Here is a 13934-nt window from a genome sequence, read left to right as displayed (position 1 = left end):
CCCGTCAAAGCCGCGTGCGGCTTCAGTGTCCTGTTTCGCGCCTTTGACAGCGCCTCGTCTTAGTCTTTCGGATCGTGCGTTTTATCGCCCTGTCCGAATTGCGCCACAAGTCCCGCCGAGCGCAGGACATTGAGCACGCCGGCGCCAAAACCCAGCAGCAGGCCGACGATCAGACCCCATGGCGATGTTCCCGCCATACGGTCCAAGAACCAGCCAAGGCCGACGCCCACCACTATGCCGGCGATGAACTCGCTGGATAGTTTGAGCGCCTGACCATATCCGGCCACACTGCCCGCTTTCGCGTCTTTCCCCTCGAGCCGGTCCGGCCGTCTTGTCGCAAGCGATGCTTCAAGATCGCGCCGGCGGCGCTCAAGATCGTCGTCGCGGATGTCGGCTTCGTGCTGTTTGCCGCGGCCGGTTTCTCCGGTTCCGTCTGGCCCGTTTTTGTCGGCCATCGCAACCCCCCTGCCCGGTCAGATCGTCGCCGTCCATCCGCTACCAAAGTCGCCGGCAACATAGTTAGAGGGTCCGCGCCCGTCAAGCCACGGGCCGAACTTCAATGTGATGTATTTTTCCTAGCTAAATCAATCACTTATTTAGGTGCGACATCGTGCCCGCCGCAGTTGCGGGCATGTGCCTGCCGAATCCTTGCGGCGACAGGTCTTTGGCTGCCGGGTCTTGAAGCCTCTCCGGCTCGCCGCGAACGCCTGTTCAGGGAATACTCAGCTCCAGCCGCCGCCATAGGTGCGGTAGAAGATATGCAGGCCGATTTTGGTCATCTTCTTCATCGTGCGCGCCCAGCCAGGATGGACATAGTTGGCGTAATAATGGGTCGAGGAGCCGACTTCCGGAATGAAGATCTTGCCGGCGGTGACGGCCATGGCGACATCCTGGGCGGTCTTGTAGGCGACAGGATTTTCGATGCGCTTCTTGCGGCCGTCGCAGGCGAAGGAGAACTGGCAGCGATTGTACCAGTGGTCGTTCTGGTAGACGACGCCGCAGATCGAATTCGGATAGGCCGGGTTGCGGACGCGATTGAGGATGACCTGGGCGACGGCGGCCTGGCCGCGCACGGATTCGCCGCGCGCCTCGAAATAGATGCCGTTGGCAAGGCATGCCTGCTCCTTCTTGGAGAAGACGCTGGCCGGCAGCGGGTTCTGGATCCAAGAGTGATCGCCCTTGCTCATCGGCGGGATGAAGCGGCCGTTGTTCGGCTGCTCGTCCTGCAGCAGGGCCTCGAAGGGCGAGGCCTTGGCGTAGTCGGGTTCGGCCTGCGCATAGGCGGTGGCCAGCACATCCGGTTTGTCATTGTTGACGAGAGCCGCCAGCATGGCCGGGACGCCGGGATCGGGCTTCTCCTCCTCGCGGATATGGAAGGCCTGGGCGATCTGGATTTCCTTGCCTTTTATGCCAGGCTTGGCGAAGGCGAGCTTCAGCCCACTGTCCATGCTCGGGCGCAGCAGCGAGGAGGTGCGTTCGAAGATCGAGCCGGCGTTGAAGTTCTTCGGCGGCGCTACCGGCGAGATGTGGACGATGCGGCCCTTCTTGTCGCCGCGCACAATGCGGTCCTCGTCGGGCGCCGTGCCGGCCACATTGCCCTTGCCGCGAAACGATACGCTGCCGATGCCGGGCAACTTGACGCCCGACCCGGAGATCGAGCCGGTGGAGACGGAATCGACGAACGGCATTTCGGCGGCGTGCACCGAACCGGCGACGGATTTCTCGACATAGGCGTTCCAGCGGGCGTTCGGCTGCTCCAGGCCGGAGACCAGGCTGGTCATGTCCTGATAGGCAATGACGGTCGGAAAGCCAACCCAGATGCCGAGACCAATGACCAGCGGAGACAGGAAGGAACGTTTTTTCTCACCGGCGACGGCGGCCAGCCGCTTCAAGACACGTCGATGCACGGAACTCTCCAGAAACGCAACTGACCCTCTGGAGAGCCAAAATGATGCATTAACCTTGATGGGGCGTTAACGGGTTCGATCGTGTTTTTTTGATGTTGGTCCGAAACGAGACGCTGCCGGCGCCCCCTCACCCGAGCAGAAAATCAGGCCGGCCGCAGGAAGATCGGCCAGGCGGTCAGCGCACAGACGGAAGCCACCAGCCAGACCCCCGGCCACGACCAGACCAGCAGCAATCCCGGAATGGCGGTCGGCACCACAAAGAAGGCAATGAAGACGAAGCTGTTGGCGAGGCCGAGCGCCGTTCCGGCGCGGCTGGCGCCGGCAAGGGTGGCGAGTTCGGTGTAGGCGACACCATGCCAGGCGGAGACCGAGATGCCGGCAACGACCAGAAGCACCGCGATCGCCGGCATCAGCGCGGCATGCGAGCCCGGCATGGTGGCCGCCGCCAGGACCAGCAGGCCAAGAGCCGCGAAGGCAGCAGCGCTCGACACGCTGCACAGGCGCAGGAACGAACGGCGATTGCCATGGCGGTCGGTATAGCGGCCGCTCCAGACGCGCATCACCATGGCGCCGGTCTGGACCGCAGCAAGGCTGGCGCTCATCACCAGCGTGCCCATGCCGGCGAAGTCATGCAGGAACACGGAGGCAAAGGTAAGCACCGCTACCTGCGGGAAACAGAGCAGACCGATGCCGGTGGCGATGCGCCAGACCTCGACATTGCGCAACGTCGCCGGACCGACCGGCCTGGCCATGGCAATGCTGCCGGGAAGATCGATCTCCGGTGGCTGGTGCAACCAGCGCCAGGCGAACAGTGCCGAGACAGCGTTCAAAGTTGCCAGAAGCCCGAACACCAGTGCAAAGCCATGCACGGACGCCAGCGACGGCAGGACAAGGGCACCGAGCCCACCGCCGAGCGGCACCGCGGTCTGCCTGATGCTCATGGCAAAGCCACGCTCGCCTTCGTGGAACCAGGCCATGATGGCGCGGCCGCTGGAGCCGTTGACGCTGCCGCCGAGCAGACCGGTGACCAGAAGGCATGCGGCCAGCATCGCAACGCCGGGCACATAGGCCATCGACGGCACGATGAACAACGCCATGAGCAGCAGCCAGGCCGCCGTCGCGCCGAGACCCGTCAACAGCACGCCGCGATCGCCCCAGCGGTCGGTGAGCAAGCCCCAGGGCAATTCGCTCAGGGCAACCCCTAGCCCGAGGAGGCCGAGGACGAGGCCGAGATTGCCGTTGGAGAGATGATAGCCCGAACGCAGAAACACCGCCGTCGCCGGGATGCCGGCGAAGGTGGCGGAGAAACTGGCATTGGCGGCGACGCCGATGCCCAGCACCTTCCAGCGGTGATTCCTATCGGGAGAAGCCTTGTTGGCAGACGTGACGATGCCCGGCCGAGGCCTCCCCTGGAGGCGGTTTGCGTGTGTGGCGATGACCGACATGGCGCGGCTCCTGTGATGATCTAGGACCTTGACGCACCGTCTCTACCGCCATAGCTTCATCCTGAATATCGGGAAGTTTTTGACATTCATTCCCGAAAAACAGGATTGTTATCATGCGACGCGTAACATTCGACCTCGACGTCCTCAGAAGCTTCGTCACCGGCATGGAGCTGGGCAGCTTCGCCAAGGCCGCCGACCGGCTTGGCCGTTCGACCTCGGCGGTCAGCGCGCAGCTGAAGAAGCTGGAGGAACAGGCGGCGACGCCGATCTTCCGCAAGGCGGGGCGCGGCCTGGCGCTGACGGAAGCCGGTGAGACGATGCTCGGCTACGCCAGGCGGCTGATCGAGCTCAATGACGAGGCGGCGTCCGCCATCCACGACGTCGAGCTGGAAGGCTGGGTGCGGCTCGGGCTGCAGGAGGATTTCGGCGAAGCGGTGCTGCCGGAAGTGCTCGGGCGCTTCGCCCGCGCCCACCCCAAAGTCAAGATCGAGGCGCGGATCGCGGGCAGCCAAGAGCTCGCGAAGCGGATTACCTCAGGCACCCTCGATATCGCGCTGGCCTGGCACAATGGCGCGACGCTGCCCTACACCCGGCATGTCGCCGACGTGCAGATGCGCTGGATCGGCCCGGCACGGCTGATCGAGGCCGGACTGCGCCAAGGCGAGGCGCTGCCGCTGGTGGCGCTGGAAGCGCCGTGCCTGCTGCGCACGGTGGCGACCGAAACGCTCGACCGCGCCGGCCTGTCATGGCGAATGGCGTTCTCAAGCCCCAGCCTTGGCGGCATCTGGGCGGCGGTCGCCGCCGGGCTCGGACTGACGATCCGCACTGATATCGGCCTGCCCGCCAATGTCAGGGCAATGGCGCCACAGGCGCTTGAGCTGCCCGCGCTGCCGAAAATGGCGCTGGTCCTGCATCAAAAGGAGGCCGAACTCGATCCCGTTGCGGCGCGCCTTGCCGACATATTGTTGCAGGCGGCGTTGCAGGCGCTGCCCGAAAGTGCGGAGGCAAAAGAGAACCTACCGAAAGTCGCCTAGTTTCTCCGTGCCGTGGAGATTGGCCGAAGGCCTCTCAGCTGCCGCTCAGCGCTTCTTCGCCCTGCCGGCGAAGGGATTGTCCGAGGTGCGCAAGGCGATGCGGATCGGCACGCCCGGCATGTCGAAGGCCTCGCGCAGACTGTTGGAGAGATAGCGGACATAGGATTGCGGCATCGCATCGGGCCGCGAGCACTGGACGACAAAACCCGGCGGGCGGGTCTTGGCCTGGGTGACATATTTGATCTTCAGGCGGCGGCCGGCGACGGCTGGCGGCGGATGATGCGCCAGAATGCCTTCCAGCCAGCGGTTGAGCTTGCCGGTCGAGACGCGGCTGTTCCAGACCTTGTGCGTGCGGATGACGGCATCCATCAATTTATCGAGGCCGCGCCCGGTCTCGGCCGAGACGGTCACCGCCTGCATGCCGCGCGCCTGCGGCAGCAGCCGCTCGGTCTTCTCGCGCAGTTCCGCCAAGAGTTCCTGCGGCTTGTCGATCAGATCCCATTTGTTGAAGGCGATCACCGGCGCGCGGCCCTCGCGGATGATCAGGTCGGCGATCTGCAGATCCTGCTTCTCGAAAGGGATGGTGGCGTCGAGCACGATGATGACGATCTCGGCAAAGCGGATGGCGCGCAGGCCGTCCTGCACCGACATCACTTCCAGCTTTTCGTGAATCCTGGCCTTGCGCCGCATGCCGGCGGTGTCGAACAGTTTTAAGCGGCGGCCGCGCCAGTCCCAGTCGACGGAGATGGAGTCGCGGGTAATGCCGGCCTCCGGCCCGGTCAAAAGCCGCTCCTCGCCGATCAGGGCATTGATCAGCGTCGACTTGCCGGCATTCGGGCGGCCGACGACGGCGATGCGCATCGGTTTGGTGTCGTCATAGCTCGGCTCGGCATCCGGGTCGGTGATGTCCTCGCCGATCAGCACTTCGCTGGCGGCGACCTCCTCGACGTCGTCCTCTTCCTCGCCGAAGGCGCGCTCCTCGCCGAGGGCCGCGATCACGGCGTCGCGCAGATCGGGCATGCCCTGGCCGTGTTCGGCCGAGACCGGGATCGGCTCGCCGAGGCCGAGTTCCCAGGCTTCCAGCATGCCGCCCTGGGCACCCTTCGCCTCGGCCTTGTTGGCGACCAGAACGACCGGCTTGCCGGATTTGCGCACGATTTCGGCAAAGGTCCTGTCGTCTGGCAAGAGGCCGGACTTGGCGTCGATGGTGAAGAAGATCAAGTCCGCCTCGCGGATGGCGATCTCGGTCTGCGCGCGCATGCGGCCGGGCAGCGTCGAGGCGACCGCGTCCTCGAAGCCGGCAGTGTCGATGACGTCGAAATGCAGGTCGTAGAGCTTTGCCGCATGAACGCGGCGATCGCGGGTGACGCCCGGCGTGTCGTCGACAAGCGCCAGCTTCCTTCCCACCAGCCGATTGAAAAGAGTCGATTTGCCGACGTTAGGCCGGCCGATGATGGCGACTTTGAATGTCATCCGGCTCTACATTTTTGGTGCATGTCGTTGATCCCAAAACCGCTGCGCACTTTTGGGCGACATGCACTACGACGCGCTGCCCGACCCGCGGATCAGCTCGGACATCAAGGTCGCCCGCTGGCGGGCATTGCGCGGGGCACCGTCATCCGAGGCGATCTGGTCGAACAGTTTCAGCGCGTCCTGAGACTTGCCTTCCTTCCAGGCGGCAAGACCGAGCGCCTCGCGCGCGGTGTGGCGCAGCGTGTTGGTGTCTGCGGTCAGCGCCTCGACGCGGCTGGAGACGTCGGCGAAGGAGCCGTGGTCGACGAGCAGGAGTGCCGCCCTGAGGCGGGCCATGTCGCGGATGCCCGAAGGAATGGCGGTGTCGGCGGCGACGTCGTCGAAATCCTTGACGGCGGCATCGACGTCGCCCTTGTCGGCCTTGACGGTCGCCGCACGCATGCGGGCGAGCAGCGGATAGGCGCCGTAGCCGTCCTTCTCCAGCGAATCCAGCGCGGCCAGCGCCTCATCGCTCTTGCCGTCATTGGCGAGCTTCAGCGCCTGCGAGAAAGCATCGCCCGAGCGGTTGGCGCGGCTCTCATCCCAATAGCGGTAGCCGACGACGGCGGCGGTGCCGAGCACCACCAGAATGGCAAGGACAAGCAGGGCCGGGCCGAAACGGTCCCACAGCGCCTGCGCCTGTTCGCGACGAATCTCTTCGTTGACTTCGCGGATAAAACTGTCGTCCGACATCATCAAAACCATTGCAGCCCCGGCCGGGGCGCTTCTTGAGCCCGCGTTTTAGCGAAATTTTGTCGGCATGGAAGGGGCTTGGCAGGAAAATCGGCGGATAGAGGTCGAGGCGCGCCAAAGAGCACCTCTGCGGGTGACCGCACCCGTGCCACATTTCGCCGCTAGCCGGTCCTCGACCTTCCGGATACCCAGACCTTTGCCGATGCCTCCTCTGTCCCGCGTTTTTGCGTCGTCTCTTGCCTCGCTTGCGATGGCAGGCGGTGCCTTTGCCGATCCGCCCGCCACGCCGGCGAAGCTGAAGCCGAAGCAGGTCGTCATCATCTCGTTCGACAGCGCCCGCGACATTTCGCAGTGGAAGCGCAGCCGGGCACTGGCTGAGCGCACCGGCGCGCATTTCACCTATTTTCTGTCCTGCGTCTTCCTGCTCTCGCCGCAAACGCGCTCGGAATACACCGCGCCCGGCAAGAGCGCCGGCAAATCGAATATCGGCTTTGCCGCCTCGAAACAGGACGTGGCCGAGCGGCTCGAGCAGATCCGGCTTGCCGTTTCGGAAGGCCACGACATAGGCAGCCATGGCTGCGGCCATTTCGACGGCAAGGGCTGGAGCAAGGCCTTCTGGCTGAGCGAATTCGGTTCCTTCCAGCACATCCTTGAGAAGGCCTACTCGATCAACGGCATTGCGCCCGAGCCATCAGGCTGGCGCGCTTTCGCCCGGCATGCGGTGGTCGGCTTTCGCGCGCCCTATCTGTCGGCGAACAAGGCGCTTTACGAGGCACTTCCCGCGGCCGGCTTCCAGTTCGACGCCAGCGGCGTCTCGAAAGGCCCCGCCCAGCCACCGGAGAGAAACGGTATCACGCGCTTTTCACTGCCGCAGATTCCGGAGGGCCCGAAGGCAAGACCGGTGATCGCCATGGACTACAATCTCTATGTCCGCCATTCCGGCGGCTTCGAGCGACCGAGCGGAGCGGCGGAATTCGCTGAGCGGACCTATGACGCCTTCCGCGCCGCCTTCGACAGGCAATACCAGGGCAAACGCATTCCGCTGGAACTCGGCTTCCATTTCACGCTGATGAATGACGGCGCCTACTGGAACGCGCTGGAGCGCTTTGCCGGAGAAGTCTGCGTCAAGACGGATGTCGAATGCATCAGCTTTCGCGATTATGTCGCGCGGCAACGCGCCGGCAACAGACAGGCAGCGGTGGGCGGCTGAGCCGCCCACGCTTTCCCCGACCAAAGTGTGATCAGGCCGGGTCTTCGGCGCCCTGCCTCGCGAGATAGCGCTGATCGATTTCAGGCAGCGGCTCGCCTTCCAGCGTTGCTTCGAAGGCGCGAAGGCGCTTGTGCACCGACTGAAGCTCGACGATGGTCGACCACGAGCTGAGCAGGAACTGCAGCGACCCCGTCACCTTGCCGAATGCGTTCGATATCTGGTTCAGGGCTCCGAAGGTAATCTTGTGCGCCACGAGCGAGGGGCCGAGGATCAGCAGGGAGAAGATGTTGTCGGCCTGCAAGTAGGTGTACCGGACCACATTGAAATAGATGTAGTGGAAATAGAGCCTGAAGTAGTTGTGACGAACATTGGCGAACAGCTCGGCGGTGGTCGCCGGCTGGGCCCTGTCGGCATAATCCTCGCCGTAGACGAGTTCCTTGCGATAGGCGGCCTCGACGCGCTGGTTGCGGAACTGCAATCCCGGCAACTTCATACCCGCAACCATCACTGAAATCGTTCCGAACAGACACCAGGCAAGTGCTGCAACAACCAGCGGCTGGGGGACTGCTCCGACAATCGGCAACTCAGTGATGTGGGCCTGCAACTGGATCATGACCGGCAGGAAGGCGATCAAGGTCATGATCGACTGGACGAAGCTGGAACCCAGATCTTCCATGATCTGCGAGAACCGCATCGTATCTTCCTGGATACGCTGTGAGGCACCTTCGATGTGGCGCAGCCTGCTCCAGTTCTCGACGAAATAGTTGTTCATCGCCGTGCGCCAGCGGAAGATCCAGTGGCTGACGATGAAGGCATTGACCACCTGCACATTCATGCCGACCAACGCCAGCCACGAAAAATCAGCCAATCCAAGATAGAACTCGCTATCGGTCGACTTTCCCGTGCCCGACATCAGCCCCTGCACGTAGTCGAAGAATGGGCCATACCAGGCATTGACCGCGACGCTGACCTGCACATTGAAATAGATGAAGAACAGGATGACGGCCGTCATCAGGATCGACCAGTTCTGCCAGGGATGCGGGGAATACCAGGCCCAGAAGGCGTAGAAGGCAGCGACGCAAAGTACGAAGTAGATGTAGAACCATAGGAATGGCTTGGACCAGAGCACGGCGATACCGATAATGGGCGGCGCACCGGCGGCAGCGGGCGGCAGGCCAAGGATGGCGCCCACTTGCTCGCCACCGAAGAACCAGAACAGGATCGCGGCAAGACTCCAGACGGCGGCCGAGGTGAAGAAGAGCTTCGGCTGCGGGAAAAAGGATACGAACACGGTGGCGGGTTCCTCGGTCGAATCGCAAATCAGCGAGGTTGCTGTAAGCGGGCATAAGTTCACACATTAGGGGGAAAGAAAATGCCCGTGCCCGATGCCCGGCACCGAGCAAGCCCACAAATCATGGCGATTTTGGCGCAGCCGACCATGCGATCAACCCGGACGCCAAAAGAATGACGGCCGCCATGATCGAGGCGAGCACGTAATTGCCGGAGGCCTGGGCGAGCAGCCCAGCGGCGATCGGACCGATGATCTGGCCAATACCGAAGGCGGCCGTCATCATCGCGAAGACCCGGCGAGGCGCCTGCGGGACCAGCTGCCTTGCCGTTTGCAGGCCGAGCGCGGTAATCGCGATGAAGGTGCCGCCGAGCAGAACGCCGGCAAGCAGCGGCCCGGCATAACCGCCGACGGCGACACTGGCGGCGACACCGACCACCTCGACGAGGCAGCCGAGGGCATAGGCCGCATAGAGCCCGAGCCTGGCGGCGACCTTCTGCCACAGCCAGACGGACGGAAAACCGGCAAGGCCGGTGACCAGCCAAACGGTTGCTTCGAAGACACGGCCGCTGCCGCCCTGGCGGACGATGGCGACCAGGAACGTCGCCGTCACCACATAGCCGAAACCGAACAGGCCGTAGGCGACAATCATCTTCAGCAGCCGCCTGTCCTTCGGCAGCGCCGGCTCGCGGCCATCAGCGCCATTGACGGTGGAGGTAGTGCCGACCAGCAGGGCGACAGCGGCCAGGCCGCAAGCTGAAATCGCCGCCGACCACAACCAGCCCGCCGCCCAGCCGGCATGGTCGGTGACGAGAGCGGCCATCAGCGCCGAAGATGCCGCGATGCCCAGGCCGACACCGCCGAAATGCAGCGCCTGCAGATCGTTGCGGTCGGCCCGGGTGAGATGGCTGAAGACGATGCTCGACATGAACACCATGACGAAGGCGCTGGCGAGGCCGGCAAGAAGGCGGATGGCGAGAAAGGCCGCAATTGTTTCGCTGAGCCCCATCAGCCCGGCAAGCACGGCGCTGGCGGCAAGGCTCGACAACATCAGCAGCCGTTCGCGCCCATGCGCCCAGCCGCCGGCCGCGGCCAGCGCGCCGACGAGGTAGCCGAGATAGTTGGCGGACGCTATCCAGCCGGCGTCGGCCGGCGTCAGGCCAAGCTCCTCCATCATGCCGGGCAGGATCGGCGTGTAGACGAAACGGCCGATGCCCATGGCGACGGCGAGCGCAAGCATGCCGGCGACGGCGAGACGCAAGGGCGAAGCGGTTTTCATTGCAGCGCACAATAAGTGCATGCGCCGGTGAGACAATCCGCTTGCGTTGGGCCAGCGCGTCTGTGCCGGCATCGACCATCTGCTCCGTCGCGGGCGATTTTCGCCGTCGCGCTGCCCCTCATCCGCCTGCCGGCACCTTCTCCCCGTATAGTGACGGGGAGAAGGGTCTGGCTGCAACCTCGGCTCGATTTTCTGCAACGCCGACGATTGGCGAAACCATCGATGACAGCGTCTTTCTCTCCGTCACTATACGGGGAGAAGTGCCCGGCAGGGCGATGAGGGGCGGCGCCGACGTCAATCGATCTTAACGGCAGCCAACCGAAGCGGTCTCGTAAGCCGTGCGCCGCGCCGTCAGGCGAAACGGCACGTCGCCCAGTTCGCGCTCCGACATGGTGTCGAGCACCGGGTGCGACAGCGGGTCGATAACCCAGCGAGCGATCTCGTCATGGCGCCGGTCTTGCCCTGCTCCGGAGACGGACAAGACTTTCAGCAATGATAAAATCTTCATCGTCTTTGCCTCCAAGGTCTGGCTTTCCTCCATAAAATCTGCCTTTCTACCCGGTATTTCAATTGAGATTTCGGCCATATCAGTTTAGAAAAACTTCATGGCTATACTCAACCGCGTCCACCTGAACGGGCTGCGCGCCGTGGAAACCGTTGCCCGGCTGGGATCGCTCGCCGCGGCGGCTTCCGAGCTCAACGTTTCCGTCAGCGCCGTCAGCCAGCAGATCAAGCGCACCGAAAAGCAGCTCGGCCAGACGCTGTTCGAACGGACGCCGGGCGGACTGGTTCCGACGGAGTTCGGGGCTGTCTTCACGGCGCGTCTCAGCGCCGGCTTCCGCGAGCTTGCGCAGGCTGTGGCGCTGGCAGGCGAGGCGAGCGAATGCACGCTGGTGGTTTCGGTGGCGCCAGCCTTCGCCTCGAAATGGCTGCTGCCGAGACTGTCCAGGCATTTCGCCCGGCATCCGAACGTGCTGCTGCGCATCGACGCTTCGGGTCGGATCGCCGATCTCGACCATTCCGACATCGACATCGGCGTTCGGATGGGTGACGGCAAATGGCCGGGCGTGCGCGCGGAACTGCTGCTGGCGCAGGAGGTCTTCCCGGTCTGCGCGCCGTCGATCGCGGCCAAGCTCAGGTCGATCGAGGATCTGGCGCAGACCTGCGCCATCACCGACGAGCGGTCGATGATCAGCTGGGACAGCTGGTTCGAAGCGGCGGGCGTCGAGCCTGTGACCTTCCTCAAGGGCGCGCGCTTCACCGACCCGATGCTTTGCCTGGAATCGGCGATCGCCGGCCATGGCGTGATGCTGGCCTGGCAATTGCTGACGGCCGACGCTCTCACCGACGGCCGGCTGGTGGCGCCCTTCGGCGTGCGCGCCGAGAGCGGGCTGGGCTATTGGATGGTGACCTCGGCGACCAAGGCCGAAAGCCGCAAGGTGCGCGATTTCAAAGCCTGGATCCGCGAAGAGATCGACGCGACAATGGCGCAGTTCCGGACGCTCGACAGCGCCGCCTGACACTGGTCCACCGCAATGCGGTGGAAAGGATAGCGGCGCCGGTCTATGTATGGATCAGACTCCCACATCACGGCAGGCAGAATCATGACCACACATTCGCGCGGCGTTTCCGCAACGATCGACCCGGTGAAGCTCGACAGGCTGGCCGAGGTCGCCATCAAGGTCGGGCTGCAATTGCAGCCGGGACAGGATCTGGTGCTGACCTCCTCGATCGCCGCCCTGCCCTTGACGCGGCGCATCGTCGAGCATGCCTACAAGGCAGGCGCCGGGCTTGTGACGCCGATCTTCAACGATGACGAGATCACGCTGGCGCGCTTCCGCTACGGGGCCGATGCCGGTTTCGACCGCGCCGCCGGCTGGCTTTATGAAGGCATGGCCAAGGCCTTCGCCGGCAATGCCGCACGGCTTGCGGTGCGCGGCGAGGACCCTTCGCTGCTGTCGGCACAGGATCCTTCGAAGGTGGCGCGGGCCAACAAGGCGAATTCGATGGCCTACCAGCCGGCGCTGGAGAAAATCACCGGCTTCGACATCAACTGGAACATTGTCGCCTATCCCGACCTCGCCTGGGCCAAGCAGGTGTTCCCCGATGACGCCGACGACGTCGCGGTGGCAAAGCTCGCCGATGCCATCTTCGCCGCCTCGCGCGTCGACGTAGAAGATCCGATCGGCAACTGGACGGCACACAATGCGGCGCTCCGCAGCCGCACCGAATGGCTGAACGGCCATAATTTCCATGCACTGCATTTCACCGGGCCGGGCACCGATCTCACCGTCGGACTGGCCGACGGCCATGAATGGATGGGCGGCGCCTCGACCGCCAAGAACGGCGTCACCTGCAACCCGAACATCCCGACCGAAGAGGTGTTCACCACGCCGCATGCACGGCGCGTCTCGGGCCATGTCTCCTCGACCAAGCCGCTGTCCTACCAGGGCACGCTGATCGACGAGATATCGGTGCGCTTCGAGGAGGGCCGGATCGTCGAGGCCAAGGCCTCGAAGGGCGAGGACGTGCTGAAGAAGGTGCTCGACACCGACGAGGGCGCGCGCCGGCTTGGCGAAGTGGCGCTGGTGCCGCATTCCTCGCCGATCTCGGCCAGCGGCCTTTTGTTCTTCAACACGCTGTTCGACGAGAACGCCGCCTGCCACATCGCGCTCGGACAGTGCTATTCAAAGTGCTTCGTCGACGGCGCCTCGCTCAGCCACGACGAGATCGCCCAGCGCGGCGGCAACAAGAGTTTCATCCACATCGACTGGATGATCGGCTCGGACAAGATCGACATAGACGGCGTCGGCAAGGACGGCGGCCGCGTGCCGGTGATGCGCAAGGGCGAATGGGCCTGAGGTTTTATCTTTTTCGCGCAATTCCGAACGGAGGGCTACGGCGAAGGCGCCGAGCCTAACCGCTGCACACTTTTCCCGGAATTGCTTGGCAATGGAGGCGTTATGGCCTTCGAGATAGCGGTGAAGCGCATCTACGAAGCGCCGGCGAAAGCGGACGGCCAGCGGGTGCTTGTCGACCGCATCTGGCCGCGCGGCGTCGCGAAGAAGGATGCAGCGCTGGCGCTATGGCTGAAGGAGATCGCCCCGAGCGACGAGCTGCGCAAATGGTTCGGGCATGAACCGGAGCGCTGGGCGGAGTTTCGGAAGCGGTACCGTGCGGAGCTGGACGGGAACGAGGAAGCGGTGGCGCAACTGCTCGATCTACTTCGCAAGGGCAAGGTGACGCTTCTCTATGGCGCGCATGACGAAGCGCACAACAATGCGGTAGCGCTGGCGGAGTACTTGCGGGGGAAGGGCTGATGTACCCGCGCTCGGGGTGGTGATCGGCGAAGGCCAAAGTGACGTCCAATCTCCCCCCTTGCGGGGGAGATGCCCGGCAGGGCAGAGGGGGTGCTGGCCCGCCGTCATCTCAATAGATCGCGACCACGTACCAAGGTAGGTCGCGCAGGAATAGAATCCGCCGGCCGCGTTCCTTCACACCCCCCTTGTAACTCAACATTGGCCGAATCCGTTATTGTAGCGGATGCGGTGGCGGACGAGAGACCG

13 protein-coding genes are annotated in these 13934 nt (G+C 64.0%); 5 read left to right on the top strand and 8 right to left on the bottom strand.

Annotated features, from left to right (window positions below; genetic code table 11):
* Window positions 1-59: 59 nt before the first annotated feature.
* The 3 genes from DH08_RS34185 to DH08_RS34175 form a co-directional block, all read right to left on the bottom strand.
* Window positions 60-455 (bottom strand): AtpZ/AtpI family protein, encoded by a 396-nt coding sequence (locus tag DH08_RS34185; RefSeq protein ID WP_192183607.1) that lies wholly within the window; start codon window positions 453-455, stop codon window positions 60-62.
* Between the two features lie 267 nt (window positions 456-722).
* A complete protein-coding gene (locus DH08_RS34180) occupies window positions 723-1907 on the bottom strand; it encodes a cell wall hydrolase (protein WP_192183606.1) in 1185 nt (394 codons plus the stop codon).
* A 143-nt stretch (window positions 1908-2050) separates the two neighbouring features.
* A complete protein-coding gene (locus DH08_RS34175; RefSeq protein WP_192183605.1) occupies window positions 2051-3352 on the bottom strand; it encodes an MFS transporter in 1302 nt (433 codons plus the stop codon).
* 113 nt (window positions 3353-3465) lie between these two features.
* Here DH08_RS34175 and DH08_RS34170 point away from each other — a divergent pair, with 113 nt between their 5' ends.
* A complete protein-coding gene (locus tag DH08_RS34170; protein ID WP_192183604.1) occupies window positions 3466-4386 on the top strand; it encodes a LysR substrate-binding domain-containing protein in 921 nt (306 codons plus the stop codon).
* Between the two features lie 45 nt (window positions 4387-4431).
* Here DH08_RS34170 and der read toward each other — a convergent pair whose 3' ends face one another.
* Both der and DH08_RS34160 read right to left on the bottom strand, forming a co-directional pair.
* Window positions 4432-5859, bottom strand: a complete 1428-nt coding sequence (gene der / locus DH08_RS34165; protein WP_192183603.1) for a ribosome biogenesis GTPase Der — start codon at window positions 5857-5859, stop codon at window positions 4432-4434.
* Between the two features lie 66 nt (window positions 5860-5925).
* Window positions 5926-6591, bottom strand: a complete 666-nt coding sequence (locus tag DH08_RS34160) for a tetratricopeptide repeat protein (protein WP_040584283.1) — start codon at window positions 6589-6591, stop codon at window positions 5926-5928.
* A gap of 202 nt (window positions 6592-6793) precedes the next feature.
* On the opposite strand from DH08_RS34160, the gene DH08_RS34155 reads away from it, so the two are divergent.
* Window positions 6794-7801, top strand: a complete 1008-nt coding sequence (locus DH08_RS34155; RefSeq protein ID WP_192183602.1) for a polysaccharide deacetylase family protein — start codon at window positions 6794-6796, stop codon at window positions 7799-7801.
* A gap of 31 nt (window positions 7802-7832) precedes the next feature.
* Here the strand turns inward: DH08_RS34155 and sbmA are convergent, their stop codons facing one another.
* The 3 genes from sbmA to DH08_RS34140 all read right to left on the bottom strand — a co-directional run bounded on the left by sbmA (window position 7833) and on the right by DH08_RS34140 (window position 10876).
* Entirely contained in the window at window positions 7833-9092 is a 1260-nt protein-coding gene (gene sbmA / locus DH08_RS34150) for a peptide antibiotic transporter SbmA (protein ID WP_192183601.1), read from the bottom strand.
* Between the two features lie 121 nt (window positions 9093-9213).
* Window positions 9214-10368: a YbfB/YjiJ family MFS transporter gene (locus tag DH08_RS34145; protein ID WP_246801213.1), complete on the bottom strand. Its 1155-nt coding sequence runs from the start codon at window positions 10366-10368 to the stop codon at window positions 9214-9216.
* Window positions 10369-10672: 304 nt separating this feature from the next.
* Complete coding sequence (locus tag DH08_RS34140) at window positions 10673-10876, bottom strand: hypothetical protein (protein ID WP_192183600.1); 204 nt, start codon at window positions 10874-10876, stop codon at window positions 10673-10675.
* Window positions 10877-10973: 97 nt separating this feature from the next.
* On the opposite strand from DH08_RS34140, the gene DH08_RS34135 reads away from it, so the two are divergent.
* The 3 genes from DH08_RS34135 to DH08_RS34125 all read left to right on the top strand — a co-directional run bounded on the left by DH08_RS34135 (window position 10974) and on the right by DH08_RS34125 (window position 13688).
* A complete protein-coding gene (locus DH08_RS34135; protein WP_192183599.1) occupies window positions 10974-11888 on the top strand; it encodes a LysR substrate-binding domain-containing protein in 915 nt (304 codons plus the stop codon).
* A gap of 84 nt (window positions 11889-11972) precedes the next feature.
* Window positions 11973-13229, top strand: a complete 1257-nt coding sequence (locus DH08_RS34130) for an aminopeptidase (RefSeq protein WP_192183598.1) — start codon at window positions 11973-11975, stop codon at window positions 13227-13229.
* A 102-nt stretch (window positions 13230-13331) separates the two neighbouring features.
* The gene (locus DH08_RS34125) at window positions 13332-13688 is read left to right on the top strand and encodes a DUF488 domain-containing protein (RefSeq protein WP_192183597.1); all 357 of its coding nucleotides are present in this window, start codon (window positions 13332-13334) and stop codon (window positions 13686-13688) included.
* Window positions 13689-13934 lie beyond the last annotated feature (246 nt).

It is taken from the genome of Mesorhizobium amorphae, from assembly GCF_014843845.1.
Classification (GTDB): Bacteria; Pseudomonadota; Alphaproteobacteria; order Rhizobiales; family Rhizobiaceae; genus Mesorhizobium; species Mesorhizobium amorphae_A.
The sequence above is the reverse complement of the archived record's forward strand: the minus strand, read 5'-3'. Positions and strand labels throughout refer to the sequence as shown.